General features: G+C 48.5%; 20 protein-coding genes. 10 read left to right on the plus strand and 10 right to left on the minus strand.

Annotation, left to right across the window (positions count from 1 at the left end):
* From BMW43_RS11025 to asnB, 4 genes are all read right to left on the minus strand, one after another.
* Positions 1-477 (minus strand): PTS sugar transporter subunit IIA, encoded by a 477-nt coding sequence (locus BMW43_RS11025; protein WP_091747092.1) that lies wholly within the window; start codon positions 475-477, stop codon positions 1-3.
* Positions 464-3,412, minus strand: a complete 2,949-nt coding sequence (locus tag BMW43_RS11030; RefSeq protein WP_091747095.1) for a sigma 54-interacting transcriptional regulator — start codon at positions 3,410-3,412, stop codon at positions 464-466. Before BMW43_RS11030 ends, BMW43_RS11025 begins: the two co-directional genes overlap by 14 nt.
* A 404-nt stretch (positions 3,413-3,816) precedes the next feature.
* Positions 3,817-4,299: a hypothetical protein gene (locus BMW43_RS11035; protein ID WP_245732371.1), complete on the minus strand. Its 483-nt coding sequence runs from the start codon at positions 4,297-4,299 to the stop codon at positions 3,817-3,819.
* A 276-nt stretch (positions 4,300-4,575) separates the two neighbouring features.
* Positions 4,576-6,423 (minus strand): asparagine synthase (glutamine-hydrolyzing), encoded by a 1,848-nt coding sequence (gene asnB, locus BMW43_RS11040; protein ID WP_091747098.1) that lies wholly within the window; start codon positions 6,421-6,423, stop codon positions 4,576-4,578.
* A gap of 613 nt (positions 6,424-7,036) precedes the next feature.
* Here asnB and BMW43_RS11045 point away from each other — a divergent pair.
* From BMW43_RS11045 to BMW43_RS11055, 3 genes are all read left to right on the plus strand, one after another.
* Entirely contained in the window at positions 7,037-7,372 is a 336-nt protein-coding gene (locus tag BMW43_RS11045; RefSeq protein WP_091747101.1) for a cupin domain-containing protein, read from the plus strand.
* Positions 7,373-7,647: 275 nt separating this feature from the next.
* Entirely contained in the window at positions 7,648-8,016 is a 369-nt protein-coding gene (locus tag BMW43_RS11050) for a demethoxyubiquinone hydroxylase family protein (protein WP_091747104.1), read from the plus strand.
* Positions 8,017-8,032: 16 nt separating this feature from the next.
* Positions 8,033-8,872, plus strand: coding sequence for a family 1 encapsulin nanocompartment shell protein (locus BMW43_RS11055; RefSeq protein WP_091747107.1), 840 nt, complete (start codon positions 8,033-8,035; stop codon positions 8,870-8,872).
* Positions 8,873-9,390: 518 nt separating this feature from the next.
* Here the strand turns inward: BMW43_RS11055 and BMW43_RS11060 are convergent.
* The 4 genes from BMW43_RS11060 to BMW43_RS11075 all read right to left on the minus strand — a co-directional run bounded on the left by BMW43_RS11060 (position 9,391) and on the right by BMW43_RS11075 (position 13,672).
* Positions 9,391-10,719: a hexokinase family protein gene (locus BMW43_RS11060; RefSeq protein ID WP_091747109.1), complete on the minus strand. Its 1,329-nt coding sequence runs from the start codon at positions 10,717-10,719 to the stop codon at positions 9,391-9,393.
* Positions 10,720-10,977: 258 nt separating this feature from the next.
* Positions 10,978-11,877 (minus strand): SDR family oxidoreductase, encoded by a 900-nt coding sequence (locus BMW43_RS11065; RefSeq protein WP_091747112.1) that lies wholly within the window; start codon positions 11,875-11,877, stop codon positions 10,978-10,980.
* 66 nt (positions 11,878-11,943) lie between these two features.
* The gene (locus BMW43_RS11070; RefSeq protein WP_091747115.1) at positions 11,944-12,609 is read right to left on the minus strand and encodes an MgtC/SapB family protein; all 666 of its coding nucleotides are present in this window, start codon (positions 12,607-12,609) and stop codon (positions 11,944-11,946) included.
* A gap of 244 nt (positions 12,610-12,853) precedes the next feature.
* On the minus strand, positions 12,854-13,672 hold the full coding sequence (locus tag BMW43_RS11075; protein ID WP_091747118.1) for an AraC family transcriptional regulator: 819 nt from the start codon (positions 13,670-13,672) through the stop codon (positions 12,854-12,856).
* Positions 13,673-13,987: 315 nt separating this feature from the next.
* Here BMW43_RS11075 and BMW43_RS11080 point away from each other — a divergent pair, with 315 nt between their 5' ends.
* From BMW43_RS11080 to BMW43_RS11110, 7 genes are all read left to right on the plus strand, one after another.
* Entirely contained in the window at positions 13,988-16,222 is a 2,235-nt protein-coding gene (locus BMW43_RS11080; protein ID WP_091747121.1) for a TonB-dependent receptor, read from the plus strand.
* Between the two features lie 2 nt (positions 16,223-16,224).
* Positions 16,225-16,563 carry a hypothetical protein gene (locus BMW43_RS11085; protein ID WP_245732372.1) on the plus strand — a complete coding sequence of 113 codons (339 nt, stop codon included), beginning with the start codon at positions 16,225-16,227 and terminating at the stop codon, positions 16,561-16,563.
* 12 nt (positions 16,564-16,575) lie between these two features.
* A complete protein-coding gene (locus tag BMW43_RS11090; protein WP_091747124.1) occupies positions 16,576-18,135 on the plus strand; it encodes a PepSY-associated TM helix domain-containing protein in 1,560 nt (519 codons plus the stop codon).
* An 11-nt stretch (positions 18,136-18,146) separates the two neighbouring features.
* Positions 18,147-18,794, plus strand: coding sequence for a MotA/TolQ/ExbB proton channel family protein (locus BMW43_RS11095; RefSeq protein ID WP_091747127.1), 648 nt, complete (start codon positions 18,147-18,149; stop codon positions 18,792-18,794).
* A complete protein-coding gene (locus BMW43_RS11100) occupies positions 18,781-19,188 on the plus strand; it encodes an ExbD/TolR family protein (RefSeq protein ID WP_091747130.1) in 408 nt (135 codons plus the stop codon). The genes BMW43_RS11095 and BMW43_RS11100 overlap by 14 nt, the downstream gene beginning before the upstream one ends.
* A 4-nt stretch (positions 19,189-19,192) precedes the next feature.
* Entirely contained in the window at positions 19,193-19,867 is a 675-nt protein-coding gene (locus BMW43_RS11105; RefSeq protein ID WP_218140654.1) for an energy transducer TonB, read from the plus strand.
* A gap of 303 nt (positions 19,868-20,170) precedes the next feature.
* The gene (locus tag BMW43_RS11110) at positions 20,171-20,674 is read left to right on the plus strand and encodes a hypothetical protein (protein ID WP_091747133.1); all 504 of its coding nucleotides are present in this window, start codon (positions 20,171-20,173) and stop codon (positions 20,672-20,674) included.
* Between the two features lie 60 nt (positions 20,675-20,734).
* Here the strand turns inward: BMW43_RS11110 and BMW43_RS11115 are convergent, their stop codons facing one another.
* Both BMW43_RS11115 and BMW43_RS11120 read right to left on the minus strand, forming a co-directional pair.
* On the minus strand, positions 20,735-21,493 hold the full coding sequence (locus BMW43_RS11115; protein ID WP_091747136.1) for an aspartate/glutamate racemase family protein: 759 nt from the start codon (positions 21,491-21,493) through the stop codon (positions 20,735-20,737).
* Complete coding sequence (locus BMW43_RS11120) at positions 21,490-22,200, minus strand: GNAT family N-acetyltransferase (RefSeq protein ID WP_177173557.1); 711 nt, start codon at positions 22,198-22,200, stop codon at positions 21,490-21,492. The genes BMW43_RS11115 and BMW43_RS11120 overlap by 4 nt, the downstream gene beginning before the upstream one ends.
* Between the last annotated feature and the right edge of the window lie 14 nt (positions 22,201-22,214).

The following is a 22,214-nucleotide window of genomic DNA, read 5'->3' on the forward strand; positions in this document are numbered from 1 at the left end:
TTATTCACCTCCTTCCAAGCCAAGTTTTGCACTGACCAGTTCTCTAATTACTGTTTTGGAAGCTGCGGTTGCTAGTGTAGTCAGTGCGCTTTCATCCTGAAAAATTTGCATCAATTTCTGCAGCAGTTCAAGCTGAGCATGGCTTTCTTTCATCGCCAGCATGAACACCACTTTTACCGGGACAGTACTTTCTTCCTCTCCCATGATGCCGAAATTGACTTCCTCTTTCAAGACGCCTACGCTAATGGCAGCTTGATTGACATGTTCAATGTCCGTATGGGGTATGGCTACACCCACACTGGATGTCGGCAATCCGGTGGCAAAATTGTTTTCTCTGTCTTTGATTGCCTGTTTATAACTTTCTTTTACCATACCCTGTTCACACAGGTTGGCTGCCATACATTCCAATACTTCCATATTAGTTTTGGCTTCTATGCCGGTAAGTATCAATGTTTCGGTAAAATTAATCTTGCTCATTCAGTAAGACCTCCCTAAATTCCTGTACACTTTGCAGCTTTTCCAATTGTGCTACAAGTTCATCGTTTTTAAATGTATTGTATAAATAGCGCACACCGTCTTTGCCATTGATGTCGAGAGCCAGGAGACAGATAATGGATACCTGGCTTTCCTCGTCCCAGACAATCGGTTCCGGCATTTTGGCTATCACAACAACAGAATGATTCACATAGCTGCTATCAGCATGGGGCAGGGCGACCTTTTGATTGATGACATAGCTGCCCATGCTTTCACGTTCCAGCACGGCTTCATAATAGCCGGGCTTCACGTAGCCTTCTTTGATAATGCTGTCGCAGAGAACCTTCAAAAGCTCCTGTTTGGTCTTAATAGCAGGCATCATCACAATCTTAGCTTCACGAACCACGTTGGGAATCAGGTTGTGGTAGCCGCTGATCAGGCTGAATTTGCTGCCATGATCCAGCAGATTGATGATTTGCTCTTTGCCGTTGACATTCAGCAGATCCTCCATCGACACATAAGGAATACCATAATATTTGGGATCGATGCTGCCAATAATGGCCACAATTTCGTACTGGTTCATCGTTTCCTGAATCTGCTTGTACAGGTCCCTTTTGCCGATAACTCCCATATGAATAATGGCTACGTCTTTCAGTTTGTCCCCCAGCATCTTTTTTAATAAACGGCTGCAGTGGATTGCCATTCCCTCCCCGGTTAAGCACAGGGATATAATAGCTTTCTGACGCTTCGGCAGGTTTTGGTTCACCCGGGTTTTCTTAAACGTGTAGTTCAGAGTTTCTATGGCGTATACGACATCCCGCAATGTGGAGCCGGGCAGCAGGCTGCGCCGGATGGCCTCAATGACCATAACGGTGTCCACCCGGTCGATCGTCTCAACCGGAATGCCGGTGCGCTCGTAAATAATCTCACCAAAGGTGAGGAGCGAGCCCATATCCACCAGCAACAACACGCCTTTTCCCTCATCGGCGGCATGCACCACCGAAACCATACGTTCAAGCACTTCATGGGGATTTTCTTCCAGATTCATGACTACAGCCTTACCATGGTTGACATTGAGCAGCTTATTGGCGATTTCCACCATACCGCTGCCGGCATTGCCATGAGTGACCACCAAAACAGCGACCTTGGCCTCGTCTTCTTCCTTGTTGCCATGCAGATAAAGCGCGATAAACCCGACTTCATCCTCCGGCAATTCCAGGCCGTAATACTTCTTAATATAGTCCACCATGGCCAAAGCCACGGTATATTCTTCACTGCACTTTACCTTGATGTCTTCCAGATTCGGATTGACAATTTCCCTGCCTTGTTTCAGCCGGTTGAAGGTGGCATTCAGATGAATCGCCAGGCAATAGAAGATGGAGGCATCCATTTTACCCAGCGCCGCTTCGGCAATCTTCAGGAGTTCTTCCACCAGGGCAATTGTCTCGGTTCCGACTACCTTGGCCACCTCATCGTGCGAAATCGGCGACAAACTGCCTTTTACGTGCTTGATAACCGTTTGCAGCTTCTTTTCAATCTGGCTGCCCAGCACACGGCTGATTTCATGGGTGGTTAAGCCTTGCTCCAAGTACTCGGTATACGTCTTTTCGATATAACCGTAAAATTCTTTGGAAAAACTATAAATGTCATTTTCGATATTATTTGAAATATGATGCCGTTCCGGACTAAACCTAAAATCCTGCCAAATCAGCGTGTCAATTTCCTGACGTTTGCTGTTGATTTTCATAAGTCCCTTTTTGACATGAACATTTAAGTCCCGGACATCAATATTGACGCATTCATCCTTTTCCATGACAAAGGCCAGAAAACTTTTGGCGCAAATTACCTGAATATCACTCTTAAGCTGACCAATATTCCCCAGACATTCATAAAGCAAAAATGATTTTATCACATCCATGGATACGTGAATCGGCGCATTCATCCGCGTGGATTCGTAACCAAAGAAGGTCTTGATCAGTTTCAGGCGTTCATTCAGCGGCCGTTCTCTAAGCGACGGCATTTCAATAATCATCGGAATCCGCCGTTTAAAAGTTGCCAATAGCGAAGTTTCAACATTTTCCGTTGTGGCGGCAATAAGCTGCACTTGCACTTCACGGACAAACTCCGATTCGCCTAACCGGCGGAACCGCCCTTTGTCCATCAGATGGAACAGCATCTCCTGGCCTTCCGAGGTCAGCCGGTGGACTTCATCAAGAAACAAAATACCGCCGTGGGCCTGTTCCACCAAACCCTTGCGATCACTGACCGCACCGGTGTACGCCCCTTTCACGCTGCCGAACAGGTGTGAAATCAAAAGCTGTCCGTTATCGGCATAGTCGGCGCAGTTAAAGACAATAAACGGGGCTTCCGGCGGCAAGCGCTTGCTTTCCACCGCAAATTTGTACATAGCTTCCGCCATTTCACTTTTCCCTACCCCGGTTTCGCCTAGGATCAGACAATGCAATCCATTGGGCGGATACAGCATCGACGCTTTCGCCTGCTGAATCTGCATTTCCAGACTGCCACTGGCGCCTACCAGATTGCTGAAAGCCATATAGTGGCCTCCATCCGCTTCCGGTACGACCTTCGAAGCCTTTTCCAGGGAAGTGCCCGTATTGTCGGCAACCCGCTGAACCGGCGCACGCTCTTCCACTTCTTCCAGATATTTATCCAGCAAATAGCGTGAAACCTGATACCCTTCTTTTTTCAAAGTCTGAGCCAGCTCACGGTAAGCCATCTGTCTGTTGCCGGCCAATAGATTGCTGATTGCCTCACAGATATACGTTTTTTTACGTTCCCGTGAGTCGGCAATATTCAAGTCTTTACGCAACAGTGTCACATATTCGCGGCTTACAGCCAGCTTGTCGCTCAGCTCCATATCGGTAAAGGGTTCTTTGCGGTTCTCTTGCAGTATGATATCGCGGAGTTTATCTTTCACTTCCAGCCCTCCTGCCTATTATATCTGCAATAAACGTGCCAACATTTTGCTAAAATTGTTACTATACAAGTAAAATCCAGCATATCCAGGCATTATTCTTTTAAAATTTGTAACTGAACTTACAAATTTAATATTTATCATTTACCATTTTTGCAGATTTAATTACAGTTTTTTAATTTTCTTTTTGATTTTTACTATTTTTAAACACTCCAGTAACATCTGTAAAAAGTTTAAAAATAGTAAATCCTTTTACCAACTACTATACTCCCCTGCCAATTAATTTCCTGCTTATTGAAATTAAGGAAACAGTTAGTTTTAAAAAAAGTAACCCTTCCGCTGGCATCAGTTAAAAAAAGGTAATATAAAAGCAACCCTGCTTACGCAGGGTTGCCTGTTCACCATATTTACAAATTCACGTTTTCCAATAACTGTTGCAGCACTTGATACTTGGCGTTCTGGTAAATTTGATTAAAATCGACAATATACCATTCGCCGTTTACTTTTTCCAGACCCACCGGTTTCACAGTAATCCTAAGTGTTCCCTGTTCTTGCAGTGTGGCGACCACAACGGCATAGTTACCTTGGGCTGCCGCCTGTTTAATCGAAAGCAGGTTTGATTTTTTAATCTGACTTAAATCACCGTTATCGGAAATAAACTGTTTTACCGCCTGGGCGCTGCTTTTGGAAGAAGAAGAGACATATAGTCCTGCCTCGTCGATTTTATTAGCTTTGGCCAGGCTATAGAAGGTATCCACAACCCCTGTTGCCGACAGTCCGCTTTCCCGTTTCAGGTTTGAGCTTCCGCCGCCGCAACCAGCCAGGGCAAACATAAACAAAACCAACGCGCAAACGGCCAATGCTCTTGCTTTGGTATGCATGGTTTTCATCTTCGTTCTAACATCCTCTCTATGAAATAGCAGTTTAGGTTACATAACATAGTATATCATGTCTGTTCCGGTTCGTCATTTACACTTTATGGATGTTAGGGCGTGTCTAAAAACTATCCGAAACGCCCCCTGACGGTGATTTTTGCACTATACTTCGTTAACATTTTTTGCAATAGGGTCCACTATTCCTTCAAAATGTTGCCTTGTCTACCGCAAAAAGCACTCGCCATGGAACATTCCGTTAATTCTCAGACACGCCTGGCAGAAAACTGCCGGCTATACCAAATTCACCTTATATTCCCTCAGCCAGGCATCTATCTGGATCAGATAGGCAAAAATCTGCGGTCCGGCCATCAACTGACCAAACCAGGGCGTATTAAATACAACATCGCCTTCTTCTTCCATCATCTGCCGGATTTTTTGCTCATTGACCAGATAGCGCAGATCGGAGGACGGCGTATCCAGGATTTCCCGGACACGATTTCTTACGGCCTGTAAATAGGATGGATTATGTGTCTTGGGATAGGGGCTCTTTTTCCGCCACAGAATATCTTCCGGCAAAAGTCCGGTGAGCGCCTGCCGCAGCAGCCCTTTTTCGCGGTCTTTATAATTTTTCATTTCCCAAGGCACATTCCACACGTATTCCACAATCCGGTGATCACAAAACGGCACCCGCACCTCCAAGCCGAAAGCCATGCTCATCCGGTCCTTCCTATCCAGCAGGGTAGGCATCCAACGGGTTAGACTCAAATAGAAAATTTCCCGCATCCGGGCGGCGTAGCTGTCTTCACCGGGCAGCCGGGGTACTTCCTGCAGCGCTTCATGATATCGCTCCGCCACATACTGCAGCGGTTTTAAGTTGGCCGTAACCGAGGGAGACAGCCATTCCAGACGGATTTCCGGCTTCATCGACCAGGGAAAAGTATCGGCCGAGATCATATCTTCCCGGCGAAACCAGGGATAGCCGCCGAACACTTCGTCGGCGCACTCACCTGATAGCGCCACGGTGGCGCCTTTTTTAATTTCCCGACAGAACAGATATAAAGAAGTATCCACATCCGCCATGCCCGGCAAATCACGGGCAATCGCCGCCCGCGGCAGGCTGCCGGCCAGCTCTGGCGTATCCAGCAGAATATTATGGTGCACCGTACCCAGCTCTTCCACCATGCGCAGCACCCATGGGGCATCGGCATTAGGCTGGAAACTGCTGGCCTTGAAATACTTGTCGTTATCCAGGTAATCCACCGAATAGGTATGCAGCCGACCAAGTCCCGCCGCTTTGTAATGATCGGCTGCCAAGGCGGTGAGCGCGCTGGAATCCAGTCCGCCCGACAGCAAGGTGCAAACCGGCACGTCGGCCACTAATTGGCGCTTTACCGTATCGGCCAATAGTTCTCGCACAGTACGGACGGTACTATCGAAATCTTCCTCATGGTCGTGGCTTTGCAAGGACCAGTAAGCCCGGATCTTGGCACCGGCATGGTTATACGCCAGGCAATGCCCCGGCTTCAACTCACGGATGCCTTTAAATACGCCGTGTCCCGGTGTACGGGCCGGTCCGATAAACAAGATCTCGGCTAAACCCTCCGCATCCACTTCCGGCTTGATCAGTGGATTGGCCAGCAGTGCCTTAATTTCAGAACCGAACAATAAACCGCTGCGACGCACGCTATAAAACAACGGCTTGACACCAATACGGTCCCGGGCCAGAAATAACTCCTGATTTTCCTCATCCCAAACGCCAAAGGCAAAAATCCCGTTCAGCTTTTCGGTGCAGGCAGGCCCCCATTCCATATAGGCCGTCAACAGCACCTCGGTATCGCAATTGGTGGTAAATAGATATCCTCTGGACTCCAGCTCCTGACGCAATTCCGGTGTATTATAGAGCTCCCCGTTATACGTAATCGTAAAGGTACGCTTGCCACGCTTGCGTGTCATTGGCTGCGCACCATTTTCCGGGTCTACCACACTCAGACGGCGGTGTCCCAGAGCCACATGATTGCGGATGTAGGTCCCTGAAGCATCAGGGCCACGGGCTTCCATTGTTTTTACCATGGCCGATAATGTATGCTGTTCTTCCGCTAAATTTCTCTCCCAATCAATCCATCCGGCAATACCACACACGACTATCATCTCCTTGGACTATCAATATATAAAAAAAGATAGATGTCTTCTTATCCTGACACTAGTACTCTGTGCCACCTAAACACCTGGATAATCCTGCACTCTTTTTTCACCCTGCTTCGTTGTCGTCGCCTTACATATGTCCGATATGCGCGGCTCCTCCGCCTCGGAAGACAAAAAAATCCTTGCAACCTTCTCAAGGAAACCACTGATTTATTCACGCTGCACATCCTGACCGATCTTTTTTCGGCTGGCTGCGTCAGCAAAACCTTGAAATAGGGACTGCTATTCCTGCGGTTTTTACTTCCTTGTCAGCCGAAAAAATCTCTCGCCAGGCCGGCAGGCTCATTAAATCAGCGGTTCCCTAATGATGTAAGTGACCCAGAGTATTAGCAAGCTGCGCCTCCGGCTACAGGATAATATATGTCGGCCTCCTTTTTTTTGACACTCCCGCCACAGCACAGCAAACCGGCCGGGCGCAAGCCTCTCCTTCGTCTCCGAAAGTAAAGTATTGTAAAATATTGTGATGCCCGTCACAGTTAGAAACTATTCCCCGGCGGTATACTATAGGTAGATAAAATACCACAGCGACAAATCGCAAGGAGTGATTGCATTGGATAAAAAGTTCATTAAAAACATCGAGTTTGCCACCGCCCTGACCTTGAGCGATCTGGTCCAGTACCAGCCAGGACAGGTAATCAGCCTGACGCTGGTACAAAATCCAACAACCAGCATTACCGTATTCGCCTTTGCCCAGGGAGAAGGGGTAAGTACCCATTCAGCACCTGGCGATGCTATGGTATACCTGCTCGACGGCCAGGCAGAAATCACTATCGGCACAGACAAACACTTGGTAAAAGCCGGTGAAACCATCGTGATGCCGGCCAATGTTCCTCACGGTCTGGAAGCGGTCGAAGCTTTTAAAATGCTTTTAATCGTAATTAAATAATCGCCCGGCAAACAACAGTCTTCTTTCGTCAAGAAAGGCTGTTGTTTTTTATTTTATAGCCGCCATTGGGTTTGATACTGCCAGCAACGACATATACTAATGATATGGCCTTTTATCCGAGCATTTTCCGGAGATTGATTATTGATAAAAAACAATACTATGTTATAATAATAATATGAATATTTTTCCAACATCATATGTCGGGTGATTCTGCCGCTTACCGGCGGCAGTGAGCTATATAACCCTATGTAAACAAAGAAAGGATGGTCTATACAATGCCAAATTTTGCAAACCCCTTTCAGGGAAACGTAAACCGGAAATTGACTAAAGAAGAGCTGATTCAAGCCATTCGCCTGGATATCGCCGGTGAATTGGAAGCGATCTACATCTATGATGCTCATGTGCAGGCAACAGACGATCCTGTGGCAAAAGAAGTCATTGGCGATATCCGTGACGAGGAAAAAGCTCATGTCGGAGAATTGATGGCGTTACTCCGTTATTTGGACCCGGAAGAAGCTGAGCATTTTGCTTCCGGCGAAGCGGAAGTAAAGGAAATGCTGGAAGATCTGGGTATCGGCGGTTCCGAAAAAGTGGAAAAAATAACAACTGCCCACACTACCGTTGGCAGTCTGATTCAAAAATAGTCAGGAGGTATAGAACATGGAGTTTTTATTACGGGATGATGCTCCTTTCTCCGAACAGCAATGGGAAAAAATTGATAGTCTTGTCGTGAACACCGCTCGCCAGGTACTGACGGGCCGGAAATTCATCCATATTTACGGGCCGTTGGGCGCCGGTGCGCAAAGCGTACATATTGACGACTACGGTTCAGTCGGCCAAGGCGATGCCGATTTCTTCGGCGACAGCGACGATACGGATGTGATAAAAACCCAGGGCAGAAGGTTCCTGGAAATTCCCTTGCTTTACAAGGACTTTTCCATTCCCTGGCGTGATGTGGAGCAAAGCAAGCAAACAGGACTTCCCCTCGATGTGGCAACAGCCGCCGGTGCCGCCGCTGTTTGCGCCAGAAAGGAAGACGAATTGATCTTCCTGGGCAATAAAGAACTTGGCTACGAAGGCCTTGCTACAGCAGCCGGCGTGAATACACTGACCAAAAAAGACTGGAAAGTCGGCGAAAATGCTTTTTCCGATATTGCCGAAGCGCTGGAACTGCTTGCTGGGAAAGGCTTTGTCGGCAAGTTTGCTTTAACGCTGAGTCCCGATTTATACCGCCAACTACAACGGCTGCAGCCGAATACGGGCTTACTGGAAATTGCCCGCGTAAGAGAACTGCTGGACGGTCAGGTATACCAGACTCCGGCCCTGGGCAACAATAAAGCCGTACTGGTTTGCGCCGAACCGCAAAACCTGGACTTGGTCATTGGCCAGGACCTGATTACCGGTTATCTGGGACCAGAAAAACTGAATCACACACTGCGTGTTTTGGAAACCGTTCTTCTTAGAATCAAACGCAAAGACGCGATTGTCGTTTTTGAATAAGTCATGGCCCTTGCGCTCTTCGTGAGCAGCAAGGGCCATTTATTTTGCTACAGCCACAGTAATAGGCTGTAGCAAAATATTTTTTATTATAATAGCCTGTATGTGTGGAAACTAGCTTGTCGTCCCTTTGTCATTGCCACAAAGGGACCCAAAAGCTAGGCCTGCCTTCCAAAAAACTTAAGAAAAGACTTGGCTTGTGTCGAATCCCTAAGGACGTAGACAGAAGCCTTAGTCGTTCTTACTTATGATCAGAAGGTCTATGCTTTCTGATCATGTGAAAAATTGCCGGCTTACTAAAATCCGTAAACTCGCTTCGCTCAAACAAATACCCAAAGGGCACAGCGCGGATTTCTTAACGTAAGCCGGCAATTTTTCATCCTTCGGAACGTATTTTTCCGGAAAAGGCCGAACAGGGAACCAAAACAAAGCTATTACGATTCTCTTAATACGGCGGCCTCTTTACTACTCCCGCCATGACCTATTTCTACCACCGGATCTCCTCCGCCCAGGAAAGCTCATCATGTCTGCCGTTTAACGGCAATTGCCGCCGCTATCGCCGCTCCAACGCCGGAGCCATCTTTGGACAGTCTCACCTGTACCTGTTTTGCCTTTTCCTGCAGTACCCCATCAATCACCCGGCGAATCTCCTTGGCGTATCCCGGCAGTTTTTCATATAGCGAGCCATCGATAGCAATGGTATGGTTTTGTTCCAACCGGGGATCAATGTGCTTAAGAATACCGATATACGTCGCCCCTACCAGCCGGGCCGACCGGACGGCAATCACACCGGCCACTTTGACCATAGCCAGGCGGTCTTCCTGGGAAGAAACCGTAAGCTTCAGCTTTTTCTCCAGCCAACCGGCCACCTCTGCCAAATCAGCATTCCGGTCGCCGAGTAAAAGCGAGATATCCTGGCTGGAAATGCTGCCCTGTTGCTCCAGTATTTCCTCCGCTGCTTGCCGGCAAGCGGCAAACAGCCCCTCTGGCAGCAAATGGCGGGTGATAATCCGCAGCAGAGTGCCCAAATAGCAGCCTGCAACCATCTTTTCCAGCCGCATTGTACCTGGCTGCTCACTTGCCCGGTCAAGCTCATCATCATAGCAGGTCGTCTCCATAGCATCAAAAAAACCTGATTCCATATTAATAATCATTGGCGGCCACTCAGGCATCTGCGTCTCAAGATAAGCCGTATTATGTCCCGTACCACAGATCGAACCGATATCGGCATAGGGATCGCCATAAGCGGCGGTCAGCAGCGTTCCTACCGTATCGTTCGTAATTGCCTGCGGCTTTACAGCAGGCAAGCCGCGCCTTACCAGCGCTTCGGTAAGCAGGGTATTGATATCAACCCCCTTTACACCGGTGACATTAATTTCTTTTCCCCAGTGGAGCAAGGTCGCTTTATTTATAGCGGTCTGGGCACAGGCAAAGGAAAACGTGTGTCCCAAAGAGTAGGCACTCTCCGGTCCGGCTATACCGGCAATATGATCGGCAATAAAATCAAACAGTACTTCACCGGACACTCTGCTATACAGATAGTCATACTGTCCCTGCTCGTCTTTGAGTTGTTTAATCCTCTGCTCCCGTACTATAAAATTTCCGTCCTGTAATAAATCCACCAGCAATACTCTTATGTTGGTGCCACCAAAATCCAAGGCCAAAAAGGTACCGGACTCGGTTCCTGCCGGTGTTGTGATAAAAGACGGCAGCATTTTCAAAGAACTTTTGCCACCGGCCAGGCCTTTTACCATTTCCCGGCGGAAGTTCTCCGCTATCTTTTCTATTTGTTCATCCGATATTGTCATTTGTTCCGTTATTTTGTCCAGCGCTTTTTGCAATACGTTCATAAGTCTCCTCCTAATCAATAGAGTTTCATAACTATTTAAATGCAAATTCTATGCCATAAAACACTAATTAGCAGGTAAAAGACCGTAAGTCGGGCTTTGCCGGCACTTCTATTTTTAAGTGTGTAAATATATTGCCGCCCCATCTTCCTGTAAATGCATTTCTGTGTAAAAAGACCCTGTATAGTTTACTTCTATACAGGGTCGAAAAAACTTTTAGTTTCCGTTGCTTCCGCCTCCTTGCTTTTACGCTACAAGGGGTTACGATTCAGTAATCACGCCACCGTTAACGTGCAATACCTGGCCGGAAACAAAGCAGGAATCCTGAGAAGCCAGATAGACATAGGCCGGGGCCAGTTCAAAGGGCTGGCCGGGACGCTTCATCGGGGTATCGGTGCCAAACGTGGCAATATAACCGGCCGGCCAGCTTGCCGGTTGCAAAGGAGTCCAGATTGGTCCCGGGGCCACGGCATTCACCCGGATTCCCTGGCCTACCAGGGAAAGTGACAGGGATCGCGTAAAACTCACGATAGCCCCTTTGGTCGACGAATAATCAATTAAATACCGGTTCCCCTCATATGCCGTAACCGAGGCGGTATTAATGATGGAACTGCCGGAACCTAAATAAGGTAAAGCGGCTTTGGTCATATAAAAAAAAGAAAATATATTGGTACGGAACGTGTCCTCCAACTGCCTTGCCGAAATATCCATGATGCTGCACTGAGGGAACTGCACCCCGTGGTTGTTGACAAGTACATCCAGCTTGCCAAAACACTGCATTGTCTGTTCCACCACATAACCGGCAAAAGGCTCCTCTCGCATATCACCGGCAAGCAGCAGGCACTCTCCGTCCAATTCTTCAATCCGCCTTGCCGTATCATTGGCGTCGCGCTGCTCATTCAAGTATACAATGGCAATCGCTGCCCCTTCTTTAGCAAAAGCAATGGCAACAGCACGTCCAATACCGCTGTCGCCACCTGTTATAATTGCAACTTTTCCTTTTAGTTTGTCACTGCCCCGGTAATCCGGATTTTCCGAGATAGGCGGCGGCTCCATAATATATTCCAATCCCGGCTGCCGTTCCTGATGCTGTGGTGGAAATGAAATAGGCTGCTCCTCACATTTCTTCACTTTATCATAATAGGGATATTTAGGATACATAATAATTCTCCCTTGCCCGTTTTATATATCCTATTCCATCTTTTCTTTTTATGTAACCTGCGCTTATCATATAAAGCGTACAGCACACACTCCCGCCATCAATTGCACTTCTTCCAATAATTTGTTAGTGTCGTAGCCCCTGGGCACTAAGGCATTTAATTTTAGAACAAGCTGAACATCGCCATGTTCCTTAAGCGGGATCTTCGATTCGCAAAGCGAAACTTCAATTTCCCTCTCACTCAGAGCACTTATAATTTGACCGATGACCGCCTTATCGCTAAGATCAACAGCCATTTGAACATATTTAGGCAAAAAAATCTGCAGAAACTTGGTTAGTACTTCCAAGCCCAGCAATACCAGGATGGTGGCAACCAAGCCCAATAAATACATTCCTGCACCAACCGCCAGGCCAATGCCGGAGGTGGTCCATAATCCCGCAGCCGTAGTAAGGCCCCGGACCGAATGGCGTTGAATAATAATAGTCCCTACGCCTAGAAATCCAATTCCACTGACCACTTGCGCAGCAATTCTACTGGGATCCAGTGCTATCCCTTGCTCAGAAAGGATATCATTAAACGCATATTTTGATATGATCATGATTAAAGCACTGCCAACAGCCACTAAAAAGTGAGTTCGTAGTCCGGCTTCTTTCCTTTTGCTTTTACGCTCAAAACCTATTATTGCGCCAAAGATTCCTGCCAATAACAGCCGTAAAATCAAATGCCCTTCCATGTCACTCAACCTTCTTCCCTGCAGTATATTTAGTTACTTAAATGAAAGTCAACCATGTATTCATTATATAGATCCTCTAAAAATTTGTATATAGATAAAAACACACTTTACCATTTGCCAATACCGGCTTTTGCCTGCGATCCTCACAGTCACGTTATTACTCGAAGTCAGTGCCAGTCATAGCGGACAGCGGCTTCACAAAAATGTTATTCAAAATATTGCCGAAAATAAAATACATTCTGTCTTACTGTCCTTTTCTTCTATTAAATGAACTGGGCGAAACTCCCGTACGTTTCTTAAACAGCTTGCTAAAATAGTACGGATCGGCATAGCCGACACAGGCGGCAATCTCCGCAACGGAGCAACGGGTCGTGCATAACAACTCCCGGGCACGACCGATCCGCTGCTGAATCAGATATTCAGTAGGGCCTATACCGGTATGCCGCTGAAACAAATACGTAAACTGCTTGTTATTTAATCCGTATTGCGCAGCAATTTGCGATATGGTAAGCGGCTCCATATAATACATATTCATATAGGTTACCGCTTTTTCCACCATCTCCCGCCCGCTCTCGCGGCTTTGGTTATTCGCACTCAACAGTATCTCACTCATCATTTCCAAAAACAGCACTTTAACCCGTAAAGCCAGGAAAGGCTCCGACGTGGCACAATGTTTATGTAAACGGTGCAACAAATCATTGATCCGGGTGTTGCTGCCTGTCTCCAACTCAAAATGAGCTTGTCCATAAGAAACTTTGTCGATTATCTGATCATCGGCCTGATAATGAAGCACCATAAAATCCCACTCCGAATCTCCCAACACCTCTTTATCCAGCGACATATTCGGGCCGGCATGAAAAATCTTACCGTACTCCATTTCATAAGGAACACCGTCAAAAAACATGCGCGCTCTTCCACGCAGGGGAAAAACAAATCCCGAGAAGGGTGGCGTGTACACACCGAAGCATTTCCTGCCAGGAGGCACAGTAACCCTAACCACATCAATTATGCTGATATTTACTTTGGCATAATACTGTGCCATTTCTGAAATATCCACACTCATCTTTGTAAAGGCCTCCTTTATTGCAAGATATATGCCTCTATTGTAATATGATCGATATTGATAATCAATATCGATCATATTTTTTGTAGTTGTTTCGCTGTAACATCTGACTGTATCTTATACTACCTTGGCAATTACTCATCCCCCACTCTCACCGGAAAAAAATCCATGTTACAGAAGAAATATCTCCATTTACTCCTGTACCTTAACTTTGGTATGCTATTGGATGCCATACTTAATTGATATTGATTATCATTTATATTTTCAGCAACAATTCCTACGGGAAAGTACAGACAGAGGAGAGGAGTCAACTATATGCGCAAGAAAAAACTATCGGCTACCCAGAAACGGCTGCTTTGCGCCTTTATCGGCAGCAGTTTGTTCTGGCATACGCCTGTTTTAGGCTATGGGGAGGAAAGCCCGGAGGCCGTTCCGGCTACCGGGCACACAACAGAAGAAAAAGTCGCCAAAGATTCTGGTCAATATGAATTCAATTTAGAAGGTATCGAGGTTACGGCTAAACGCCTGCGTACCACTTCCCCCATTTACGCCGGCGGTCAGGTAGCCCGGGAAAGCAACTTAGGTGTACTGGGCAACAGGGATTTTATGGACACTCCCTTCAGTATCACCAGCTACACCTCGCAGGCCATCGAAGACCGTCAGGCCAGCACATTGCAGGATATTTTACGGAGTGATTCTTCTGTTCGCTTCGGCACCTCCGACGGACATATAATGGAGAATTTCACTATTCGCGGTTTGACGGTAAACAACGAATACATTTACTTTAACGGCATGGCGGGCCTGGCGCCGCAAGGGCGAGTGCCGCTTGAATTTGTTGACCGGGTGGAAGTTTTAAAAGGCCCTGCCGCCTTGCTTTACGGCGGCGTCAATGCCTCGGTCGGCGGCGCCATAAACCTGGTTCCCAAACGCGCTGCCGAGGAGGATTTCACCACCCTTACCACCGACTATACCTCTCAGACTCAATTAGGCGGCCACATTGATATCAGCCGTCGGTTCGGTGAAGATAAAGAACTGGGCGTCCGTTTCAACGGCGTATATAAAGACGGTGAAACGGAAATCGACGACCAGTCGAAAAAGCGCCTCCTTGGCTCTCTGGCTATCGACTATACCAAGGATAAATGGCGTACTACGCTGGACGCCTACGGTTCCCAGGAAAGCTATGACAATGGCTCGGTATCGATGTACAATTTTTATCAAAATTCCACGACTAAACAATATAGCTATTCCGACGCACCGGACGGTTCAACCAATCTGCTGAAGGGTGCCTATGGCACCCTTCGCAACAATGCCTTTTTATTTAAGACCGAATACGATTTGCAGGACAATATAACAGCTTACGCCAGTATCGGCAAGCTAGCCAGCACTTCCACCGGCTACATTACCGGTAACCATATCCGTAGCCTGAAAAGTGATGGAACAGCTACCATCAACTTATATAACCAATACCTCTGGACCGATACCACCTCCGCCGATTTCAGCATACGGGCCAACTATCAGACCGGCTCGGTCAAGCATCAGCTTAATTTGGGTTATAACCAAACCGATACCGATTCCGCATCAACGTATAACTCCATAACCGGTATTCAAACAAATCTTTATAATCCTACGTCTCTTGCATCCTATTACTCATTACTTTCTACTCCATCCCGTCCTAATAAAACCAGCGAAACCAATCTTTCCAGTTTATTCTTCGGTGATACACTGTCTTTTGACAAAGCTAAGACTGAACTGACTTTAGGGCTTCGGAAACAAAACGTGGAAACCTATTCCTATGCGCTTAATACCGGAGCACTAACTTCCTCATATGAGTCGGATGCTACCACACCGGTTATCGGGTTAGTCGTTAAACCTTGGGGAGACTCCGTATCCCTTTACGCCAATTATATTGAAGCACTCTCACCTGGCACAGTTGTTTCTAACACTAGTTATTCTAATTATGGCCAAGTACTGGCCCCCTACCGAACCAAACAACAGGAAGTCGGTGTTAAATGGGATCAAGGCAAATTTGCCAACACACTGGCCTTCTTCCAGATTAATAAACCAAATAGCCTGGTGGAAAACTCCGTACAGTCCTATGACGGTGAACAAAGGCATGAAGGAGTTGAATGGAACACCTTTGGCAACGTCTCCGAGCATGTGCGGCTTTTAGGTGGTATTACTTACCTTGACGCCAAAGTAACCCGTGCTGCCTCTAACCAGGGCAAGGTTCCCTATGGCACACCCAGATGGCTGATGAATGCCGGCGCCGAGTGGGATACGCCGTGGAACCGTGATCTAACACTGTCCCTATTGGCAGTCTATACCGGCACACAATACGCCGACAGCGGTAATACCGTCAAACTCCCCAGTTCGGTCCGCTTCGACCTGGGCGCCCGTTACAAAACCACAGTCGACCACACACCGGTCACCTTCCGGGCCAATGTAGAGAATATCTTCAATAAGCATTATTGGTCTGGCGCCTTTTCCGATGGTTATGTAACACTAGGCGGCCCTCGTACCTTTAAGTTATCGGCCACCTGGAACCTGTAACTATGACTAAGCCGGTAATAAACTCCCTGCACCTGCTGGCCCGCAAGCTTAAACTCCGGCTCGCAGGGCAGGATAAAACCACCCAAACCGTATTGCGTATACTGGCAGCTCTGGCCGGCGGCTATACCCTGCTGCTCAGCACCACTATGGCCTTGGTGCTGCTGCTGCCTTTGCCTAAAGCCGATGCGTTGTTTTTCACTTCTTTGCTGCCTGCCATACTCTATCCGGCTTTGCTTATCTGGACCTTTTCCGGCGCTACCGCCCAGTTTATCTGGCACAGACTGCTGTGCGCCACACTGGGCTGCACGATTCTTATTATCATCGCCGTCTGGCTGCGCTGAAGGAGGCCTACTATGACATCACTAAAAGCAAACTCACTGTTCCGGCAGGGCATGAGCGAATTTCATACCTGGTTCGGCCTGGTCTTCGGCTGGCTGCTGTTCGTCATCTTTCTGACCGGCACGCTCTCGATCTTTGCCCAGGAACTGACTTATTGGATGGAGCCTGAAATCAGGCAGGCTCCGGCCACGCCGCTCCAAAGCGTGGCTTCGGCCGACAAAACACTCCGGCAGCTTGCCCCAACCGCCGATATGTGGATGCTCGAACTGCCGCAAAAACGCCACCCTGATTTAGAAGTAGTCTGGCGAAAGGGCAACACCCAGTTGGAACGGCATCTTGATCCGGGCACAGGACGGATTCTGCCGGTTAGAAACACCGAAGGCGGCGAATTTTTCGCCCACTTCCATTATGAACTGCACAGCGGCAAGGCCGGCCTGTGGCTGGTCAGTTTAGCCTCCGCGGTCATGCTGGCCGCTTTGGTATCGGGCATCGTGATCCGCAAGCAGGTTTTTAAAGAATTTTTTGCCTTTCACTGGCGAAAAAACTGGTTCAGCGCCCATACTATGACCGGCGTTCTGACGCTGCCCTTCGTGGCTCTGATCACCTATACCGGCCTGACCATTGTCCTTTTTCTGCTACTGCCTGTCCCGCAAGTGTTATATGGTAGTGCCTGGAAAGGTCCGGCGCTCATTGCATCGCAGAACTTTGACCGTCCCCCGGTCAAACAGCCGGGCACACTCATTTCCTTAACTTCTCTGTTGCCCCAGGCCGAACAGGAATTGGGTCAGGGCAAAATTGCCTTTGTACGGGTGACCCATCCCGGCGACCGCCAGGCGGTGGTCACCTTTTACCGTACCGTAGACGATACGGTAACCGCCATGAGTGAAAAAGTTTCCTTTGACGGAGTAACCGGACAGCTTTTGGGCAGCCAGCATACCTGGACACCGGCCGTCACTATCTACCGCACACTGGTCGGCTTGCATGTTGCCCGCTTCGGCGGCCACCTCATCCCCTGGCTGTATTTCATCGCCGGTTTGGCAAGCTGCGTTATGATCGCCACCGGACTTATTTTCTTTACAGTAAAACGCCGCAGCCGTTATCTGCGCAGTGAATTAACCCGCATAACCTACCGCAGTATTGAAGCACTCAATATCACAGCCGTTCTGGGTTCCTCCCTTGCCTGCGTCGGCTATCTCTGGGGCAACCGCTTGCTGCCGACAGCACTGACCGACCGAAGCAGCACGGAAATCACCGTATTCTTCAGTCTGTGGTTCCTATCACTGCTGCACGCTTGCTTCCGTCCCTCTCTTCAAGCCTGGCGTGAACAAACCGGCGTTTTTTCCCTGCTTTGCCTGGGCCTGCCGGTCATAAACGCCTTGACCAGTCACGTCGGCCTCATTCCGTCCCTGTCAGCCGGTGACTGGCTGACAGCCGGCGTTGATTTGACCACACTTGCGCTTGGTCTCGCGAGTGTTATCGTATTCCGGCAATTAACTGTCCGCATTAGAAACACTCCCGCCGGTTCTGCAGCGACTAAGCAGGAACGCTTATTTTCCTGCAAAACTTATCTCTAAGGAGTAAACCGATGGAACTAATAAACCAAGCCCTTTACCTGTTTCACAAAGGTGGCCCTGTCATGTATGTGTTATCCGCCTGCTCGTTATTTACCCTAACTATCGCCATAGAACGACTGTTATACTATCGCAGCATATCCGTCAACAGCCGCCTATTCCAGCAAAAATTGCAGTCGTTACTGGAAAAGCAGCATTTCACTGATGCCCTCCAGCTTTGCGATCAAACCAAGAATCTGTTCTCCCGAATCGCCCAGGCCGGCCTACAGGCCCATCAACGGGGCAGCCAGGTTGATAACTCCCTGGAAAGCGCCGCTACTTTGGCAGCAGCCCGTCTACGAGAGCATTTGGATGAATTGAGCATGATCGTTACGTTGGCTCCTTTGCTCGGTTTGTTAGGCACGGTCATCGGCATGATTCAGTCGTTCAGCGTGCTGAATGTCCAAACCGGACAGCCAATGGCTATCACCGGCGGTGTCGGTGAAGCTTTGATTGCCACGGCCACCGGTCTTAGCGTGGCAACTGCGGCTCTGGTGATCCACGCGCTATTTTCCCGCTGGGTCAACCGTCAGATCACCGATATCGAGCAACTGGCAGCCCTGGTTATTGACACCACCTTAATAAAAAAAGCCAGCCGGAGAGATGCCCATGAAATTGCGTAGTCTGCGGGTGGAAAACCAGCCGCAATTGATGATTATCCCCATGATTGATATTATCTTCTTTCTCTTAGTATTTTTCATGATGAGCACGCTGTACATGGTGGAGCAGCATACCGTCCCAGTCAATCTGCCGCAAGCGGCCAGTGCCCAGCAGGATAAACCACAAAGCATCACCATCACCGTGTTGGAAACAGGCAAAATTCTGTTCGACCAGGAGGAAGTGCCCTTAGAATTACTGAAAAAACGAGTCGGTCTGGAACTGAACAAGCAAACGGATATTGTCTTCATCCTGCGAGGTGATAAGGCCGTGCCCTACGGCCAGGTCGTTGCCGTATTGGACGAGCTTAAACAGTCAGGTGCCCGCCGGGTGTCCGTAGCCGTGGAAAAAGCGAGGTAACCGCATGAGCTATTCCTACCACTGGCCTAAATCACTGGCATTATCATTGTGCCTGCATCTTGTTTTACTGACCATCGCCGGCTATCTTGCCCCAGGACTGGCTGCCCCCATACTACCCGAGGAACGCCTGTTGGAGATGGAATTGGCCCCCGGCGCACCGGCGATGCCCGCTTCCGATTTGCCGGAACAAACGTCGGAACCGGAATACGCCACAGCCTTGCCCGATAGTCCGGCCGAGGCAGAAGCTCCTGTTCAGCCTGTTGCTGCCATAACCCATACACCGGTGACAAACAGCAGAAAACTCACGTCATCGGCAGCAGGTCTCCCAGGTCCGGCTGCCGCCGCCCCAAGCGGCGGCAGTATAGCACCAGCTGCTACGATACCTGCTGCCGAGAGCAAGGGAATCGCCGCCCCCAGTGTTCTATCACGAACCACGCCAGCCTATCCGGCTGTGGCCCGTCAGGCTGGCCAGGAAGGTACGGCTCTGCTTCAGGTCGAAATTTTGCCCAATGGACGCACTGGCGAGATCAATATTATCCGTTCGTCAGGCTACCCCACTCTGGATGAGGCGGCTGTCCAAACGGTACGTCAGTGGAAATTTATCCCGGCTAAAAATCTCCAAACCGGCAAGAATATTACCTGCACAACCAAGTTACCTGTTTCGTTCCGTTTGCACTAGGCTGTCGCCTGAAAGCGTTAAAAAATATAGGAATAACAATGTTATTCCTATATTTTTTATTCCTTACTTTTTAGTTACCTTGGCAGTTCTAAAATGGCAGAGTGCTGGCGTAACTATATTTCGTAACACCAGCGGAGGAAAGAGACATCCTGGACGGTATGCCAATTGACGACAACATAGCGCTCGGAATATAGCAGCATGCACTGGACTAGGGGTTAATCTCACAGTTCAAAACTGCAGACAAGGAAAATGCCTGCTCTGCGTCGAATCAAAGCAGCATAATCCAGTTCTGGGAGGATTTCCATGAAAAAGCTGCTTGCCTTGACAGTCGCCTTGCTAGTAATCTGGCTGGGCTGGCTGCTGACCCACTCCAACCGTTCTACGCCACCGGCCACCGACAACCAAACAGCCGGCTCACAGGAACCGGCCAGTCAAGCTGCGTCACCGGCAGCACCAACCGGTCAGAAAGCTGCCGAACCATCAACCGAAACAGTACCGGCAAGCGGCAAGGAAGCCAGCCTAGGCTCACAGCAGCTGGGCGCAACGAAAGTGTTGACTCCGGCCGGCAAACAGGAAAACCTGTCCGAACAGACTTACCACCTGCAAAAAGAAGAGAAAAAGGGAGTGCAAATCCTGCCCGGCATACAGGTAAAAGACGGGGCAGTCCAAATCCTGCCTGGCGTACAGGTAAAAAGCGGGGCAGTCCAGATCGAAATGGATAAGGACAAAGATAAGCAACTTGAAATTGAGCGCCATCCTGACAACTCCAACAGCGATTATCAGATTATGTTAAAGCAAAAATTCTAATCGAAGCAACCAAAAAGAGCAGGTTGCCGGCTTGAAACCCGGCAACCTGCTCTTTTCTTTCTATAGCCGCTGAAACAAATGATTCCGGTGCTCCGGCACAGGAATATAACCTGCTATAGACAATCCGTTGGACTCCTCCAGAACCCAGGCACTGGCTACTTCCGCCAATACATCCATGGCATCCAGCAGCACCGGATTAGCATAACTATTCGGCAACAGCACCGGCAAATCGGTACAAGCCAGCAGGACTCCCTCGGCTCCCCGGGCCAGCAATGACGCAACCATTCGCTGGAGGGCCGTACGATCCTTGGACAAAAACTGACCTTTAACAATGTGCATAATAATGGCTGCCAACAGTTCTTGCTGACTTTGGTCCGGCAGAACGGGTTCGATATCGCGTTGATGCAATTCATAGGTATATAAGCCAGATTGAATCGTTGCCGTGGAAGCCAATACGCCAACTTTATTCCATCTTTTACGAAGCTGAATATAAGCGCAGGTTTCTTCAATCATGTTGATCACCGGGACAGACGCCACCTGCCTGATGTGGGGCATAAACATATGGGCCGTGTTGCAGGGTATTACAATAAAGTCCACCCGCGGCCCCAATAAACGGACACCTTCCAAAATCAGCTTTTGCAAATAGTCACCGCCCTGGTTCTCTTTAATCCAGGCATCGGCAGCCTGAAAAGGTTCCGGTACACTATACAGCAATACCGGCGGATAACTTTCCCGGTTTTGAAAATTCCTTATCAATTTCATGTAAAACAGCGATGTGGCATCCGGTCCCATTCCACCTATGATACCGCAAGTTTTCATGAACATTGCCTCCTTACAACAGATTTCCGGAAGCTGTCGCCACTAAAGCCGTCATGGCCGAACAAAAGTTCTGTTTCCGCCTGGCTACGCAGCACACCGGAACCATAAAAGCCTAAGCTTAGTAAAAACTGTTGAGATTCCAGATCGGAGCCAGTCACTCTGACTTGACAGACCGGTGCTTTACAAGGACGCTTCAAATCCAAATGCAGCACATATCTGAGCAAATGACCAAATTTATATGTTAAACGTTTAATTAGAAAGCCTTGTCGTATGGCTGAAGACAAAGAAGCATAGTTCTGCGGCGCAATAGTAAGACAAATATGCTCGTATCCTCTGTCCCTGAAGATTTTCAAATGATGATCAGCCAGCATTTTCAGTAAGCCCTGTTGACGATATTTCGGATGAATAGCGGTAGGCCCCCACTGTACAATTAGGGATACCTCGCTGCCGCCAAGACCGATATCCACACCGATGGCTTCGTTTCCCTCCAGCAAGCAAGCCATATGAAACCCAATCAAGTCTCCTGCCTCAAAAAGGCCTAAACAATTTTTCCCATCGGCCAGTACCTTTTCAAAAAAAGCCAAGGGCTCCTGGTAATAACACTCTTTATCAGGCAAATTCTCTATGACTAAATTCTGCAGTGTTAAAATTTCCGGCAAATGTTGTGGCTTCAAAAACTTGATCTCGTAGTGAAAATGAGGCTCCATTCTCATCTCTCCTT

This window comes from Propionispora vibrioides (genome assembly GCF_900110485.1).
Taxonomy (GTDB): domain Bacteria; phylum Bacillota; class Negativicutes; order Propionisporales; family Propionisporaceae; genus Propionispora; species Propionispora vibrioides.